This is a genomic window from Brucella sp. GW823-FHT04E01, from assembly GCF_058796175.1.
In genome coordinates this window covers 63,872-80,216 of sequence record NZ_JBXAIK010000004.1, presented here as the reverse complement: position 1 = coordinate 80,216, position 16,345 = coordinate 63,872, and the positions used below count along the sequence as shown (strand labels likewise).

Below are 16,345 nucleotides of genomic sequence, written 5' to 3'. Positions count from 1 at the left end.
GATCTTACTATTCATACTGATCCGGCAGATAGGAACCCTCGGCCAGATCTGCAAATCGCGTAAACTCAGACTGGAAGGCGAGCTTGACGGTGCCGGTCGGTCCGTGACGCTGCTTGGCGATGATGACGTCAGCAGTGCCGCGCACTTTTTCAAAGTGCTGCTTCCATTCTTCATATTTCGGATCGAATTCATCACGCGGTTCGAGGTTCTTGACGTAATATTCCTCGCGGAACACGAAAAGCACCACGTCGGCGTCCTGCTCGATGGAGCCCGATTCACGAAGGTCGGAGAGTTGTGGGCGCTTATCGTCGCGGCTTTCAACCTGACGGGAGAGCTGTGAAAGCGCAATGATCGGAACGTTGAGTTCCTTGCCGAGTGCCTTGAGGCCGGTAGTGATTTCGGTGATTTCCTGCACGCGGTTCTGCGCTGAGGCCTTCGACGAACCGGTCATCAACTGTACGTAGTCGATCACCAGAACGTCAAGGCCACGCTGGCGCTTCAGGCGGCGTGCACGCGCTGCAAGCTGCGCAATCGAGATGCCACCGGTCTGGTCGATATAGAGCGGGATTTTCTGCATTACCTGCGAGCAGGCGACGAGCTTTTCGAAATCGGTTTCGGTGATGTCACCACGACGGATCTTCGAGGAAGACACTTCTGTCTGCTCGGAAATAATACGGGTTGCGAGCTGTTCGGCCGACATTTCGAGCGAGAAGAAGCCAACGACGCCACCATTTATGGCTTTTATGCTACCATCGGCCTGCTGTTCGCTTTCATAGGCATTCGCGATGTTGAACGCGATGTTGGTGGCAAGCGAGGTCTTGCCCATACCCGGACGACCGGCGAGGATAATCAAGTCGGAAGGCTGCAAGCCGCCCATCTTGCCATCAAGCGTATGGATGCCGGTGGAAACACCGGAAAGATGCCCGTCACGCATGAAGGCGGCATTGGCCATGTCGACAGCGGTTGTAACCGCGTCCTTGAATGCCTGAAAGCCGCCGTCATAGCGACCGGTTTCGGCAAGTTCGAACAAGCGGCGTTCGGCGTCTTCAATCTGCTCCTGCGGTGCCATGTCGACAGGCGCATCATAGGCAACGTTCACCATGTCCTCGCCAATGCCAATCAGCGCGCGACGCGTCGCCAGATCGTAAATCGCGCGGCCGTAATCCTCCGCATTGATAATGGTGACGGCTTCGGTTGCGAGACGGGTCACATATTGGAAGATCGTGAGATCGCCCACCTTGCCTTCGGTCGGCAGGAAGGTCTTCATCGTTACGGGATTGGCCATCTTGCCGACGCGAATGAGGTCAGTCGTGATCTCATAGATGCGACGGTGCAGAGGCTCGAAGAAATGGGTTGACTTGAGGAAGTCCGATACCCGGTAAAAGGCATCGTTATTGATCAGGATCGCGCCCAGCAGCGCCTGTTCCGCTTCAATATTATGGGGTGCTTCCCGATAAAGCGCGTCTTTCTGATCCCGCGCATCGTCGAGTTTGCGTACCGCCGCTTCCGCCATGATTCTTATTCCTGTCCCTGATGCACCCAGCTAGCCCTCAAGCGATGCCAAACGCAACGCAGCTTCGGATGATTCCTGCTGGAAGAAAAAACCTATACCATGATTCACACTGATCCACAGTTCAGGCGTTGCCTTTATGCACTTCCTATTGACGGAGATTGCGGGGAGCAATCGGCGATATTAATCTTCTCCCAACCCAAAGCTCCCTGATCTGTGCGGGCATTCAAAGCAAAGCCCGGCTTACATTCACGAGGAATATTCATGCGACACCGCACCATTGCAGCCTGGCTTCTGACAGCATTGGCTCTCTTTTCTTCATCAACGGCTTCGTCGGCAGCCTCGGAACCGATCAAGGTCAAAGTGTTTATCGCCGCCATGTTCGAGATCGGTCAGAACAGGGGCGACCGGGCCGGTGAGTTTCAACGGTGGTATGAGCATTACTGGAAGGATGCGAAGCCCATCGAAGTTAAAGGAGCGCTGAAACCCGTTTATTGCAACGATGACGGTGTGTGCGGCTCAGTTCTCGGCATGGGCAAGGTGAACTCCTCGGCCAGCATGCAGGCAATCATGCTCGACCCAGCCTTCGACTTCTCCAAAGCTTATTATATCCTGTCCGGTGTGGCAGGCACGCCACCTTCACGCGGTACAATAGGTGATGTCAGCTGGGCGACGTGGCTCGTCGATTACGATCTGGGCCATCGCTGGGCACCGGAAGAAGGCAAGCCGGGCGAACCGGTCTTCATCCCACGAAAGGGATATGAAGAGTATCGTGTTTTCAGGCTTAATCCTGATTTGGTCGCGGCGGCAATGCGTTTGGGCTCCAATGTGGAGCTTCGCGATTCGCCCGAGGCCCAGGCGTATCGCATGCGTTATCCCGACAAGGCTGCGCAGGCGAAACCGGCATTGAAGACGGGCACGCATATGACCGGGGATACATTCTTCCACGGTCCCGGATTGTCGAAAGAGGCTCAGTATATCGCCAAGCTTTATGGTGCCGACGACTATCTCGCCACCGAAATGGAAGCCGCAGCGCTTGCGCTCGTTATCAAGCGGCAGCACGGTACAGACCGCATCCTCAGCCTACGCGGTTCGGTGAACTTCGATCAGGGGAATCCGAAAGAAACCACGCTGCAGCATCTGGATCCAGCGCCGGGCGAAACGGCAGGTGGTTTTGCGGAAACGGTCGAAAACATCTACCTCGTCGGCGCTCCGGTCGTGAACGACATCGTCACCCATTGGGACAAATGGGAAGCAGGCGTGCCAAAGCCGGAATAAGATCAGAGAAAGCGGGCTGCTCCAACGGAACAGCCCGCCTTATTTATAGCAGATCGGCTTCACCTCAGGCGTTCATGCTTTTCTTGACCGCTCGACCCTCGCTGTTGGCACCTTTGGGGGCGCTGTCGAGGCGCTTGAGACGCTTTTCCTCGGCCTCAATATAGTTGCGGGTCAGCGGAACGGATTCCTGTTTGTGGGCGATCTGAATGTGGAACACCATCATGTTCTGCCAGCGGAAAGCGCTTTCAGACGCCGCCAGATAAAACTCCCACATGCGGCAGAAACGCTCGTCATAAAGCGCCTTGGCCTTGTCGCGATTGGCCATGAATGCTTCCCGCCAAGCCTTCAGCGTTTCCGCATAATGAAGCCGCAGGATTTCTACGTCGGTGACATAGAGCCCGGCCTTTTCGATATGCGGCAGAACCTCAGAAAGTGCCGGAATATACCCGCCCGGAAAGATGTACTTGCGGATGAACGGATTGGTCGCTCCCGGCCCATCGGCGCGTCCGATGGCATGCAGAAGGAAAACGCCATCCTGTTTCATCAGGCGAGCGACGTGCTGGAAATACTCGGCGAAATGCCCGACACCAACATGCTCGAACATACCAACCGATACCAGCCGGTCAAACTTGTCGTCGATGTTGCGATAGTCGGTCAATTCGAACTTCGCACGGTCGGCCAGTCCTTCATCCTGCGCTCGCTGATTGGCAATGGCATGCTGCTCTTCGGATAAGGTTACGCCGGTGACATTGGCCTTGAGATAACGAGCCAAATAGAGCCCCATACCACCCCAGCCGCAGCCGATATCGAGCACCTTGTCGCCTTCCTTCACCAGCAATTTTGCCGCGATATGGCGCTTTTTGGCAAGCTGCGCCTCGGCGAGTGTAGCGTTTGGCGGATCGAAATAGGCGCAGGAATATTGCTTGTCGGGATCGAGAAACAGATCGTAGAGCTCACCGGAAAGGTCATAATGACTTTTGATATTGTTTGAAGACCGCGAAATCGTGTTCATCTGCTGGAAGCGACGGAAAAAAATGCGCAGCTTCGCCAGAACTTTCATCCACGGTTCGGTCGCCGCAGTCGGCCCGGTATTTTCGAATACCACCTGAAGGAGCGTGTAGATGCCGCCCTTCAAAAAATCGATCTCGCCATCCATGAAACACTCGGCGAGTTTCAACTCCGGGTCGAGGGCTACGGCCCGCTCGGCGTGCTTCGTCTTGAAGTGTATATGAACTGGTTCGCCAGTCCTGTCGCCGTACCGGGTAAGCGCACCACTAGAATCGGTGACCGTCAGGTCGCCGGTTTTAATCATATGCGAAAGAACAGTACGCATCATTCCATACATCGGCCCCATCTCCTCTTGGGGATCGAAGCAGGCTTACGTCCATGCGTTTGCATGGCAGGCGGCGGTGCATAAGTATCAGAGCCGCTCTGTCATCAGATTTTCAGGCAATATCCCCTCGGTCAATCGGCCTCGGGAGTAATGCCCAAGCAACGCGGACGTTTCCGTCAGCACCTCTCCAATCCAATACTAATATGTAGAATAAGGAGTTTTGCCGATCTGAAAAGAGAAAATGCCCGGCGGAGGCCGCCGGGCACGATCATATAAAGTTTACCACGATGGGAATGCGTGCTGTCTGGCTTTGCATTCCCATAGATAATAGGTGGCTAAATTAAGCCTGATCTTCAGCTTCGTCCTCTTCATCGAAAACTTCTTCCGACAGAGGCTGTTCTTCGATGCCGTAGATGGCTTCGATCGAGGTCAGGTCTTCACCCTTTGCCTGACGTTCGGCTTCTTCGGTCGAACGTGCGATGTTGACCGTAACCTGAACCTGAACTTCCGGATGCAGCGAAATCGAGACTTCGTGCAGGCCGATCGTCTTGATCGGATGGTTCAGTTCAACCTGGTTGCGGTGCAGGGTGAAGCCATTGGCCGAGATGATGTCGGCGATGTCACGGGTCGAAACGGAACCGTAGAGCTGGCCGGTTTCACCAGCCGAACGTACAACGATGAAGCTTTCGCCATTGAGCTTTTCAGCAACGGCCTGAGCTTCGTTCTTGCGCTCCAGGTTCTGGGCTTCGAGCTGAGCGCGCTGGCCTTCGAACTTCTTCTTGTTGGCTTCGTTGGCACGAAGAGCCTTGCCCTGCGGGAGCAGGAAGTTACGGGCATAGCCGTCCTTGACCTTGACGGTTTCGCCCATCTGGCCGAGGCGGCCAATGCGTTCCAGAAGAATGACTTCCATTGGAGTTTCCTTTCGAGTTTCTGATTCGGTTACTGACTGTCAGCGCCCGGCATTTTCGAGACCGGCGCGCCGCGCGAAGTGTCGAAAAGTCCGAGAACCATGAAGATGAAAAGCAGGAATGCGAAGAGTATGATCGCAAAGTAAGCGAGCCATAGCGCTACCGGACGCCATACCTTGCCGCGTGTGCGGAAATGCATGATGGCAAGACCTGACATCATGAAACCAGCGCTAAGCGCGCCGGCAACGACGGTTGCGATCAATCCGGCGCCGCCGGGAAGAAATGCAACCGCAAGAGCGACCGCGAAGACGAGCAGGGCCGGGCGCGGCATACGCAGCGTTGCGGGCCAGTCATCACGCGGACGGCGCAGGCGACCCGACATGGAGATCAGGCGCTGTGCCAGATAAAGATTGCCAACGAGAATCGCGAGGCAGGTTGCCGGCTGGATTGCAGGCAAGGCGACCATCAGCAGCGACGTTACATTGTTGCGAATGTCATCGCTGGCCGTGAACTGCGGATCGGCTTCAGCAACCCGGTCGATAAGCGTATTTGCGAGTTCGCGCGCCATGTCCGGGCCAAAGCCCAGGATCGCACCGATGACGATGAAGCTGAGCGCCACCATCATGGCAAGCCGGAACACAATGTCTGAAAGCGGATACCAGACCAGAACATCCTTCGGTCCGCCGAGTTCTTCGGCTGGCCGCGCGAGGCCGGACAGATAGGCGCCGGTTGCTGCGGGAATGAAGCTCGTCAATGCCATCAGAAGTGCTGCAAGCGGGACGGCGACAACGCCGACGGCAACCGTAGCTGTGGCGGCGGCAACGATACCGGCGCTCGAACCCCAGCCAAGGGCAACAACGAAGATGGGAAGTGGTGTCAGGAAGTAGAGAACCATGGCCATAGCAGCCATCGCGCCACCCTGGGCGATGACGCCGGACGACATCAAGGCCGAGGCAAGCCCCGCCAATATGCCGATACCGATAATGGTTCCATTGAATTTCATCAGTTTCGCTGTCCTGCTCCGGTCTTGCCGGTTCGTGCAGTTAGAGGCCGCTGCCCCAACTTGGGTTTTTATTACGCTTCGTTGCGCCCATCGCAATGAAGGAAAGGGGGGGTGGGAGGCAATCTCTGCGAGAACGCCTCCCAGAATCTTGTTCTTACTTCACAACGTAAGGCAGCAGGCCGAGGAAACGAGCGCGCTTGATCGCCTTGGCGAGTTCACGCTGCTTCTTCTGGCTGACAGCCGTAATACGGGAAGGAACGATCTTGCCGCGTTCGGAAATGTAACGCTGCAGAAGCTTGATGTCCTTGTAGTCGATCTTCGGTGCGTTTGCGCCGGAGAACGGGCACGTCTTGCGACGGCGATGGAAAGGACGACGGGTCGGGATCTGATTGATATCAACCATGATTATGCTCCTTCACCAGCTTCGTTGTCGCGTGGGCGACGTGGGCCGCGATCACCACGGTCACCGCGATCACCACGGTCGAAACCGCCTTCACGACGACGCGGACGATCATCACCATCGCGTTCGCGACGGTCGTCACGGCGGGTGAGCATGGCCGACTGGCCTTCTTCGTGTTCTTCAACGCGAACGGTGAGGAAACGAAGAACGTCTTCGTTGATGCGCATCTGGCGTTCCATTTCGGCAACGGCTGCAGCCGGAGCGTCAATGTTTACGAGCGTGTAATACGCCTTGCGATTCTTCTTGATACGGTAGGTGAGGGGACGCAGACCCCAGCTTTCGACCTTACCGACCTTGCCGCCATTAGCTTCGAGGACACCCTTGTACTGTTCGACGAGAGCGTCGACCTGCTGCTGGGAAATGTCCTGGCGGGCAAGAAGCACATGTTCATAAAGAGCCATTGGCTTTGCCTTTCTTCTGTTACAACATGCCGACACCAACGGCTAAGCCTCTGCGACTTCTCTTTTGCCGGAAAACCGGTGAAGAAAGGACGCTCACTGAGACGATCGAGAGCGGAGACACGGGAGGCAGAAGCGCTTGTGACTTCTACGGATGTTCGTGAATTTAACTGCACAAACAACCGGCCCTCCGTTCAGCCCCCAGCTGGTGCCGAGCAATGAACGGGCGGCTATTACGTGTTTTTCCCCGGCTTTGCAAGGCGCAAACCGCACAAAAACCGGGAAATACTTGACTTTGCTGCCCTCACTGAGGCACATCCCGCCAAATTGTGCATTTAGTTGCAGGGCATGTTGGCGAAAACGGATATCGGTTTCGACGTTATCATATGCTTAAAACCAGAACGAGGCATCAATGGCGGTAGCATTTACTTTCCCCGGACAAGGCAGCCAGGCTGTGGGTATGGGCAAGGCTCTGGCCGAACAGTTCGCTGAAGCGCGCGCCGTTTTCGATGAAGTCGACGCTGCACTGGGCGAAAAGCTTTCCGCTACCATGTTCGAAGGGCCGGAAGACGTGCTGACGCTGACCGCCAATGCCCAGCCTGCGCTGATGTCCGTCTCGATGGCCGTGCTGCGCGTTATGGAAGCGCGCGGCTTTTCGTTGAAAGACAAGGTTTCCTACGTTGCCGGACATTCGCTTGGTGAATATTCAGCACTTTGCGCAGCCGGAACATTCTCGCTTGCCGATACGGCGCGCCTCCTGCGCATTCGCGGCAATGCGATGCAGAAGGCTGTTCCCGTTGGCGAAGGCGCGATGGCTGCGATCATCGGCCTGGAGCATGGCGACGTAGAAGCTGTCTGCGCTGAAGCCAAGGCATCCGGCTCGGTCCAGATCGCCAATGATAATGGTGGTGGACAGCTCGTTATTTCCGGTTCCAAGGCTGCGGTCGAACTGGCTGCAAAGCTTGCATCCGAAAAGGGCGCCAAGCGGGCCATCATGCTGCCCGTATCCGCTCCCTTCCATTCAACTTTGATGAGCCCCGCTGCTGACGCAATGCGTGAAGCGCTTGCTTCGGTTGAAAAGCACAATCCGATCGTGCCGCTCATCGCCAATGTGCGCGCAGCGCCGGTTACCGATGCCAACGAGATTGCCGATCTGCTGGTTGAGCAGGTTACAGGTCAGGTGCGCTGGCGCGAAACGGTCGAATGGTTTGCGGCCAATGGCGTCACCACGCTTTATGAAGTAGGTTCAGGCAAGGTTCTGACTGGTCTGGCGCGCCGCATCTCGAAGGATGTGACTGGCGCCGCCGTTGGTTCGGCTGAAGAAATCGAAGCAGCGCTTGCTGTTCTCGGCGCTTGATCCCGAAAAGTTGCAGACTTTTCGGATAAGATCATGCGATGGAAATTGAGAAGCTAAAAGGGATTTCGCATGTTTGATCTGACGGGCCGCAAGGCTCTGGTAACCGGCGCAACCGGCGGTCTTGGCGAAGCGATTGCCCGCGCTCTTCATGCGCAGGGCGCAATCGTCGGCCTGCACGGCACACGCGAAGAAAAGCTGAAAGAGCTTGCCGCTGAACTTGGTGACCGCACCTTCATCTTTCCGGCCAATCTTTCTGACCGTGAAGCCGTCAAGGCTCTCGGCCAAAAGGCGGAAGAGGAAATGGGCGGCGTCGACATTCTCGTCAACAATGCCGGCATTACCCGCGACGGCCTGTTCGTGCGCATGAGCGACGAAGACTGGGATGCGGTTCTCAACGTCAACCTGACGTCGGTATTCAATCTGACGCGTGAGCTGACCCATCCGATGATGCGTCGCCGCAATGGTCGTATCATTAACATCACGTCGATTGTTGGCGTGACCGGCAATCCGGGTCAGGCAAACTATTGCGCGTCGAAGGCAGGCCTCATTGGTTTCTCCAAGTCGTTGGCGCAGGAAATCGCCAGCCGCAATGTAACGGTTAACTGCATCGCTCCGGGCTTCATCGAATCGGCCATGACCGACAAGCTGAACGAAAAGCAGAAGGAAGCGATTATGAGCAATATCCCCATGAAGCGCATGGGCGTTGGTGGTGATATTGCAGCGGCAGTTGTCTATCTGGCAAGCGACCAGGCTGCCTATGTGACGGGCCAGACCCTGCACATCAATGGCGGCATGGCCATGATCTAACCCTCCTTCTTCTCCCTATTATGGTATAAAATGCCTTAATACGGGGGCTGAAGAAGGAAAAGGCGCTTTGCCTTGCTCAAGAAGCATGGTAATGCGCCCATCGAGAATTGCGGCATTCTGAGTAGAAGTGCCGCGATCCTGTTCCGAAAGGAATATCCACAGGATGACTGTCCGGGCGGCTTCGCTCGAAACTTGGCAGACATCTTATAACTTGATTACAATCCTGCATGCCGCTAACCAAGGCAGAGCAACAAACACACAGGTCGAGGTTCCGACATGAGCGATACCGCAGAGCGCGTCAAGAAAATCGTTGTTGAACATCTGGGCGTAGATGCCGACAAGGTCACGGAAGGCGCAAGCTTCATCGATGACCTCGGCGCAGACAGCCTCGACACGGTCGAGCTGGTCATGGCTTTCGAAGAAGAATTCGGCGTTGAAATTCCTGACGACGCTGCCGAAACGATCCTTACGGTCGGCGACGCTGTGAAGTTCATCGACAAGGCTTCCGCCTAATCTGAACTTGGGCATTGGGCTGGGGTTCTCGCGAATCCCAGCCCTGCTTATTTTAAGTCGTTTCTTTCGTCTTCACGATCGGGACGCACATGCAAAATGGCCGTTCAGCGGCCTGTTTGTGAATCTGCTGGAACGCTGATCGAAGATCGTGTTCGCAATGGCAGGCTCCGGTTTCAACAATTGGAGCACCATCCCTTCCAATCAGGCCCGGACATATGTTCTGCCGGTTAAAGCCTGCGGGGCGGTGTTCGTGACATAACAAAGTTTTAAGGGGTGGATATGAGGCGTGTCGTCATCACCGGTCTTGGTCTGGTGTCGCCGCTTGCCAGCGGTGTTGAAGAGACCTGGAAGCGTCTTATTGCCGGTGAAAGCGGTGCTCGCCGCATCACGGAATTTGAAGTTGACGATCTGGCCTGCCAGATAGCCTGCCGCATTCCGGTTGGCGATGGCACCAATGGCACCTTCAACGCCGACCTCCATATGGAGCCCAAGGAACAGCGTAAAGTTGATCCTTTCATCGTTTATGCTGTCGGCGCTGCCGATCAGGCGTTGGACGATGCCGACTGGCATCCTGAAAGCGACGAAGATCAGGTCCGTACCGGTGTTCTTATCGGTTCCGGCATTGGCGGCATCGAAGGTATTGTCGAGGCCGGCTACACGCTGCGCGACAAGGGCCCGCGCCGCATTTCTCCGTTCTTTATTCCTGGCCGCCTGATCAATCTGGCTTCCGGCCATGTTTCCATCAAGCACGGGCTGCGCGGTCCAAACCATTCGGTTGTGACGGCTTGTGCAACCGGCACACATGCTATCGGCGACGCTGCCCGTCTGATCGCTTTCGGCGATGCAGATGTCATGGTTGCCGGTGGAACGGAATCGCCGGTAAGTCGCATTTCGCTGGCCGGTTTTGCCGCGTGCAAGGCGCTGTCCACCAAGCGTAACGACGATCCGACCGCAGCTTCCCGTCCCTATGACGAAGACCGTGACGGTTTCGTGATGGGCGAAGGTGCGGGCGTTGTGGTTCTCGAAGAGCTGGAACACGCACTGGCGCGCGGCGCGAAAATCTATGCGGAAGTTATCGGCTACGGTCTTTCGGGCGATGCTTACCACATCACTGCTCCGACCGAGAGCGGCGAAGGTGCCGAACGTTGCATGGTCGCTGCCCTGAAGCGCGCTGAAATCACGCCGGACCAGATCGACTACATCAACGCCCATGGCACGTCGACCATGGCTGACACCATCGAACTCGGCGCTGTCGAGCGGGTGGTCGGCGATGCTGCGTCGAAGATTTCGATGTCCTCGACCAAGTCGGCTATCGGCCATCTGCTTGGTGCTGCCGGAGCAGCCGAAGCGATTTTCTCGACGCTTGCCATCCGCGACAATATCGCGCCGGCGACGCTCAATCTCGATAATCCGGCTGTCTCGACGAAGATCGATCTGGTTCCGCACAAGGCGCGTGAACGCAAGATCGATGTGGCTCTGTCGAACTCCTTCGGATTTGGCGGAACCAACGCTTCGCTGGTCCTGCGCCGATACTCCTGATCGGTATCGCTGAAAATAGAATATCGAATTTAAAAAAACGCGGGGATTTCTCCGCGTTTTTGCCAAAATAAAACCGGATGCGATGTTTAAAATCGCGAACAGCGGTTAGTGTGGTCACGACTCCGAAGAGTTTTATCCACTCTGACGAAATAAGTGCAAAAAGCCGTTCTGGGCGGGCATTCGGCACAATGTGTCGGGTGGTTCGCCAAAATAGATAGACAGAGCCGTTCTCGTGGTTTGGTTTGAACCAACGAAATACTCTGGACCGAGGTGATTGAGTGAATTCAGAGGCGCCATCCGGAACACCCCCTGCAGACGAGCAGCCCAAGGGCGCGACGCAGGAAACGAACGCGACTTCAAAGCCGTTCGTGCCGAAATCCGCGTCTGAAGCACTGCGTCCCGAGCCGGGAACGCCGCCGCCGCGCAAGCGTTCGCGCCATGCGCGCAGCCAGATCGTGGTTTTCATGAATTTCATGCTGTCGCTGGTCGTGCTTGTTCTGCTCGGCGCGTCGGCATTGTTCTATTTCGGCAAGATGCAGTTTGACGGGCAAGGTCCTCTCACTGCCGAAACGACGTTTCTCGTCAAGCGCGGCGCTGGTATCGCCGAAGTTTCCAACAGCCTGGAAAATCGTGAAATCGTCAGTGACGCGCGTATTTTCCGCTATGGGATGCGGACGCTCGGTCATGAAAATGATCTGAAGGCGGGCGAATACGCCATCCCGGCGGGCGCTTCGATGCGCGATGTGATGAATATCCTCATCAGCGGCAAATCCATCATGTATCCGCTGACCATTCCGGAAGGTCTGACGGTCAAGCAGATTTTCGATCGTATCTCGGCTGATCCGACACTGGTTGGTGACATGCCGAAGGACATGCCGCCGGAAGGTTCGCTCTTCACCGATACGCTGAATTTCACGCGTGGCACGACGCGTTCGGAAATCATCGATCGTATGGTCGCCTCCCAGAAGAAGCTCGTGGACGACGCCTGGGCAAAGCGTGGTTCCGACCTGCCGATCAAGGACAAGAACGAATTTGTGACGCTGGCTTCCATCGTTGAAAAGGAAACCGGTATCGCGTCGGAACGCCCGCATGTGGCGTCGGTCTTCGTCAATCGCTTGAAGAAGGGCATGCGCATCCAGTCCGATCCGACCATTATTTATGGCCTGTTCGGCGGAGCTGGCAAACCTTCTGATCGGCCGATCTTCAAGTCGGACATCGAAAAGCCGACACCTTACAATACCTATGTGATCAACGGTCTTCCGCCGACGCCGATTGCCAATCCGGGCAAGGCTGCGCTGGAAGCTGTCGCTAATCCGCTGGATACGGAAGACCTCTATTTCGTTGCCGATGGCACGGGTGGCCATGTGTTCTCGAAGACGCTGCAGGAACACAACGCCAACGTCCGTAAATGGCGCTCCGTGGAGCAGCAAAAGAATATCGAGCAACAGAACAATAGTGGCAGCAATACAAACCAAAGCGCGGGGCAGTAGCTTTTCGCTACGGCTTTGGTGAGTTTGAGAATGAGTAACCGAAGCCGGTGTTTGTCACCGGCTTCGGATTGGTTTTTAGAGTAAGTCCGCACTGTCGCGGGCGTGAGTTGAGGGGATGGAACGCATGGCGCTCCAAAGCATGACCGGTTTTGCACGCCATGCCGTGCAACATGCCATGGAAGGCGGAGAAGCGCGCATCGTCTGGGAAGTGCGTTCCGTCAATGGTAAGGGGCTCGACCTTCGGCTGCGTTTGCCGCAAGGCCTTGAAGCCGCCGAACATCCCGTACGCTCCATGCTGGCGCGTCATTTTTCGCGTGGCAATTTTCAGGCAAGCCTCAGCGTGGAACGCAGCGAGGCACAGGCCGGTTTCAGTATCAATCAGGCCATGCTCGCCGAGATCCTGAAACTCGGTGCGGATTTGCAGGCAAAGCACGGACTGGCCCCCGCCAGCGTAGACGGCATTCTTTCGTTGCGCGGTATCATCGATCAGGCACAGATGGCTGATGACGAAGACGAACGCGGCGGACTGGAAGCTGCCGTCGTCTCAGGTTTTGAGGAAACGCTGAAAGCAATCGCCGATGCCCGCAAGCAGGAGGGCAAGGCTCTTTTCACTATTCTGTCCGCGCATGTCGACAGTATCGAGCGCCTGACCGTGAATGCCCGTCGCGACCCGTCGCGGAGCACAGATGCGATCAAGGCCCGTCTCGCTGGGCAGGTAGCGCTGCTGATGGATTCCGCACGCGAGCTTGATGAGACGCGGCTCTATCAGGAAGCGGCGTTTCTGGCGACCAAGGCCGATATTCAGGAAGAGCTTGACCGGTTGGAGACCCATGTGGCATCCGCCCGCAAGCTTCTGGCGGATGGTGGCCCCGTCGGGCGCAAGCTCGATTTTCTTTCACAGGAATTTAATCGTGAAGCTAATACACTGTGTTCCAAATCGAATGCAGCGTCGATCACAGCCATCGGTCTGGAACTGAAGGCAGTCGTGGACCAGTTTCGCGAACAAGTACAAAATCTGGAGTAACAGGTATCATGGCCATCTCTTCGGTTGAAAATGGCGTCGCACGTAGAGGCTTGATGGTGGTGATCTCGTCGCCATCCGGAGCCGGTAAGTCCACCATTGCCCGGCTGTTGCTGGAAGACAAGAAGATGAACCTCTCGCTGTCGATCAGCGTGACGACGCGCCAGCGCCGCCCGAGCGAGATCGAAGGGGTTCACTACCATTTCAAGACGATCCGCGAGTTTGAACGCCTTCGTGACAATGATGAGCTGATTGAATGGGCCGAGGTCCATGGCAATTTCTATGGCACGCTGCGCGAAACGGCTGAGATCGCGCTGGCCGACGGTCAGGATATGCTGTTTGACATTGACTGGCAGGGTGCAGACCAGTTGCAAGCAAAGATGCCAGCCGATGTGGTGTCGATCTTTATTCTTCCGCCCACAATGCGCGAATTGCAGCAGCGCCTGAACCGCCGCGCGGAAGATACGGCGGATGTCATTGAGACCCGTTTGCAGAATGCGCGTTTTGAAATCCAGAAATGGGTAAAGTACGATTATATCGTCATCAATGAGGATCTTGATCGCTCCTTTGCGGCTATCAAGTCGATCATTGAAGCTGAACGTCTTCGCCGTGACCGCCGCCCGGGTCTGTTCGATTTCGTGACCGGTTTGCTGGAAGAAAATCCGGGCATATAAATATAGACCCGGCTTTTACGCGAATCTAACGACTATCCGATCTGTTTCGCTCACGAGGCGTTTGAACGCTTCTAGAAACGGCTTGCCGCCGCGTGTTTTCAATTTGCCCAGAGCTTCGGAGTTCCTGAAAACGAGTTCGCATTCACCGGGCCAGCCTGGACCTTGCCATTGCACAGCGTCTCAGAATGAGTCGAGTGTGTAACCGAATGATTCCGAGTCTTGGGCTGGAACAGCAGAAAGATACCGCCGCCAAAGATCGTCAGGGTTTTCTATCCCGGCACAATCGATTTCGTAAATCGGCAGCATATCAGTCCAGCAGGATCAGCAGGCCGTCCACCATGCCGAGGACAAGAATGAGTGCGCCCATCGTGATGGCTGTCACGACCAGCATACGCTTTTGCCGGTCACGTTTTTCCGTTCGCTTGCCCGTCCAGTCGTAAGGCGATTCAGGCATTCCTCTCTCCAGATCGGCCTGACATCGAATATCGCTATGCAGGCTGTTACCCTGACAGCCTGCACTTTACCGGTGATATCTGCAAGTTAGATGACACAAAAAGCAGGCATCTGAGCGAAAGCGCGGAAGACGGCAGGGCTCTTATACAGCCGTGCCTCCCACCGTTACCTGATCCATGCGCAGATGCGGCTGGCCGACGCCGACAGGTACCCACTGACCACCCTTGCCGCAATTGCCGCTACCCGTATCAAGCTTCATATCGTTGCCGATCATCGAAATCCGCTGCATCGCATCCGGACCATTGCCAATCAGCATCGCTCCCTTGATCGGCGCGCCGACCTTGCCGTCCTCGATCATGTAGGCTTCCGTACAGCCGAATACGAACTTGCCGGAGGTGATGTCGACCTGACCACCGCCAAAGGAAACGGCATAGATGCCCTTTTTCATGGAGGCGATGATCTCTTCCGGCGTCTTGTCGCCGGAAAGCATGTAGGTGTTCGTCATGCGCGGCATAGGTGCGTGAGCATAGGATTCGCGGCGTCCATTGCCGGTAGCTTCCATGCCCATCAGGCGGGCGTTCTGGCGATCCTGCATATAATTGACGAGTTTACCGTCTTCGATCAGCACGGTGCGATTAGTCGGGGTGCCTTCGTCATCGATGGTCAGCGAACCCCGGCGCTCGGCAATCGTGCCGTCATCGATGACCGTGACACCCTTGGAGGCAACCTGCTGTCCAAGCAGACCGGCAAAGGCAGAGGTCTTCTTTCGATTGAAGTCACCTTCCAACCCGTGCCCGACGGCTTCATGCAGCATGACGCCTGGCCAACCATTGGCAAGAACGATGTCGAATGTGCCTGCCGGGGCGGGGATAGCTTCCAGATTGACGAGTGCCTGCCGCAATGCCTCATCGGCGGCATGCTGCCAGCTTTCAGTGGTGATGAACTCGCCAAACCCCTTGCGTCCGCCAACCGTATGCGAACCTGATTCCTGACGGTCGCCATCGCCTGCAACTACCGCAACGCTCAGGCGCACCATGGGCCGTATATCGCGTACGAAATGACCGTCGGCGCGCAGAATTTCGACCTGCTGCCACGAGCCTGCGAGCGAAACGGAAACCTGACGTACTTTCGGGTCCTTGGCACGCAGATAGGCGTCTATTTGCTGCAAAAGCTGCACCTTGGAATCGAATGTCGGCGAACCGATGGGGTTTTCATCCGTGTAAAGGTGACGGTTCGTGCCGGCAGGTGCCGCCGAATAGCTTCCGCCATAGCCCTTAAGGGTTGCAGAAACCGCATCGGAAGCGCGCTTCAAGGCCGCAAGCGAAAGATCGCCCGCATGGGCATAGCCGATGGCTTCGCCTGCGACCGAGCGCAGGCCGAATCCCTGATCCTGATTGAAGGAGCCGGTCTTGAGACGACCATTGTCGAAAACAAGCGCCTCCGCCTCGCGATATTCCACGAAGAGCTCTCCGTCGTCGCTGCCCTTCAGGCTTTGGGCGACAAGACGCTCGATATCGTCGCGGCTGGCGTCGAAACTGTCGATCAGGCTTTTCATAAAATACATCCTGCAGCATGTGTTTGCTGCAGGATGTAAGCCTTAA

At 56.2% G+C, this 16,345-nt stretch carries 16 protein-coding genes; 8 read left to right on the top strand and 8 right to left on the bottom strand.

Annotated features, from left to right (window positions below; genetic code table 11):
• Nucleotides 1-7: 7 nt before the first annotated feature.
• Entirely contained in the window at nucleotides 8-1,513 is a 1,506-nt protein-coding gene (locus AC1RHM_RS15535) for a replicative DNA helicase (protein WP_036581331.1), read from the bottom strand.
• Between the two features lie 261 nt (nucleotides 1,514-1,774).
• Here AC1RHM_RS15535 and AC1RHM_RS15530 point away from each other — a divergent pair, with 261 nt between their 5' ends.
• Entirely contained in the window at nucleotides 1,775-2,788 is a 1,014-nt protein-coding gene (locus AC1RHM_RS15530; protein WP_122242050.1) for a purine-nucleoside phosphorylase, read from the top strand.
• 64 nt (nucleotides 2,789-2,852) lie between these two features.
• Here the strand turns inward: AC1RHM_RS15530 and AC1RHM_RS15525 are convergent, their stop codons facing one another.
• The 5 genes from AC1RHM_RS15525 to rpsF all read right to left on the bottom strand — a co-directional run bounded on the left by AC1RHM_RS15525 (nucleotide 2,853) and on the right by rpsF (nucleotide 6,893).
• Nucleotides 2,853-4,133 (bottom strand): cyclopropane fatty acid synthase, encoded by a 1,281-nt coding sequence (locus AC1RHM_RS15525; RefSeq protein ID WP_029925534.1) that lies wholly within the window; start codon nucleotides 4,131-4,133, stop codon nucleotides 2,853-2,855.
• Between the two features lie 328 nt (nucleotides 4,134-4,461).
• Nucleotides 4,462-5,031 carry a 50S ribosomal protein L9 gene (rplI, locus tag AC1RHM_RS15520; RefSeq protein ID WP_010658385.1) on the bottom strand — a complete coding sequence of 190 codons (570 nt, stop codon included), beginning with the start codon at nucleotides 5,029-5,031 and terminating at the stop codon, nucleotides 4,462-4,464.
• A 29-nt stretch (nucleotides 5,032-5,060) separates the two neighbouring features.
• Nucleotides 5,061-6,032: a DUF2232 domain-containing protein gene (locus AC1RHM_RS15515; protein WP_029925529.1), complete on the bottom strand. Its 972-nt coding sequence runs from the start codon at nucleotides 6,030-6,032 to the stop codon at nucleotides 5,061-5,063.
• A 154-nt stretch (nucleotides 6,033-6,186) separates the two neighbouring features.
• Nucleotides 6,187-6,435: a 30S ribosomal protein S18 gene (gene rpsR / locus AC1RHM_RS15510; RefSeq protein ID WP_006466219.1), complete on the bottom strand. Its 249-nt coding sequence runs from the start codon at nucleotides 6,433-6,435 to the stop codon at nucleotides 6,187-6,189.
• Nucleotides 6,436-6,437: 2 nt separating this feature from the next.
• Nucleotides 6,438-6,893, bottom strand: coding sequence for a 30S ribosomal protein S6 (gene rpsF, locus AC1RHM_RS15505; protein WP_010658387.1), 456 nt, complete (start codon nucleotides 6,891-6,893; stop codon nucleotides 6,438-6,440).
• Between the two features lie 409 nt (nucleotides 6,894-7,302).
• Between rpsF and fabD the strand changes: the two genes are divergently transcribed.
• From fabD to gmk, 7 genes are all read left to right on the top strand, one after another.
• The gene (fabD, locus tag AC1RHM_RS15500) at nucleotides 7,303-8,247 is read left to right on the top strand and encodes an ACP S-malonyltransferase (RefSeq protein ID WP_492332584.1); all 945 of its coding nucleotides are present in this window, start codon (nucleotides 7,303-7,305) and stop codon (nucleotides 8,245-8,247) included.
• 69 nt (nucleotides 8,248-8,316) lie between these two features.
• Nucleotides 8,317-9,054, top strand: coding sequence for a 3-oxoacyl-[acyl-carrier-protein] reductase (fabG, locus tag AC1RHM_RS15495; RefSeq protein ID WP_264812598.1), 738 nt, complete (start codon nucleotides 8,317-8,319; stop codon nucleotides 9,052-9,054).
• A 276-nt stretch (nucleotides 9,055-9,330) separates the two neighbouring features.
• A complete protein-coding gene (locus AC1RHM_RS15490; RefSeq protein WP_002963616.1) occupies nucleotides 9,331-9,567 on the top strand; it encodes an acyl carrier protein in 237 nt (78 codons plus the stop codon).
• Nucleotides 9,568-9,846: 279 nt separating this feature from the next.
• Nucleotides 9,847-11,106: a beta-ketoacyl-ACP synthase II gene (fabF, locus tag AC1RHM_RS15485; protein WP_010658390.1), complete on the top strand. Its 1,260-nt coding sequence runs from the start codon at nucleotides 9,847-9,849 to the stop codon at nucleotides 11,104-11,106.
• A 278-nt stretch (nucleotides 11,107-11,384) separates the two neighbouring features.
• Nucleotides 11,385-12,596, top strand: a complete 1,212-nt coding sequence (mltG, locus tag AC1RHM_RS15480) for an endolytic transglycosylase MltG (RefSeq protein ID WP_010658391.1) — start codon at nucleotides 11,385-11,387, stop codon at nucleotides 12,594-12,596.
• A gap of 124 nt (nucleotides 12,597-12,720) precedes the next feature.
• Entirely contained in the window at nucleotides 12,721-13,620 is a 900-nt protein-coding gene (locus AC1RHM_RS15475) for a YicC/YloC family endoribonuclease (protein WP_036581296.1), read from the top strand.
• A gap of 8 nt (nucleotides 13,621-13,628) precedes the next feature.
• The gene (gmk, locus tag AC1RHM_RS15470) at nucleotides 13,629-14,291 is read left to right on the top strand and encodes a guanylate kinase (RefSeq protein WP_010658393.1); all 663 of its coding nucleotides are present in this window, start codon (nucleotides 13,629-13,631) and stop codon (nucleotides 14,289-14,291) included.
• A gap of 307 nt (nucleotides 14,292-14,598) precedes the next feature.
• Here gmk and AC1RHM_RS15465 read toward each other — a convergent pair whose 3' ends face one another.
• Together AC1RHM_RS15465 and tldD are read right to left on the bottom strand one after the other, a co-directional pair.
• Nucleotides 14,599-14,745, bottom strand: a complete 147-nt coding sequence (locus AC1RHM_RS15465; protein WP_155243295.1) for a hypothetical protein — start codon at nucleotides 14,743-14,745, stop codon at nucleotides 14,599-14,601.
• Between the two features lie 141 nt (nucleotides 14,746-14,886).
• Entirely contained in the window at nucleotides 14,887-16,299 is a 1,413-nt protein-coding gene (gene tldD / locus AC1RHM_RS15460) for a metalloprotease TldD (protein WP_036581290.1), read from the bottom strand.
• Between the last annotated feature and the right edge of the window lie 46 nt (nucleotides 16,300-16,345).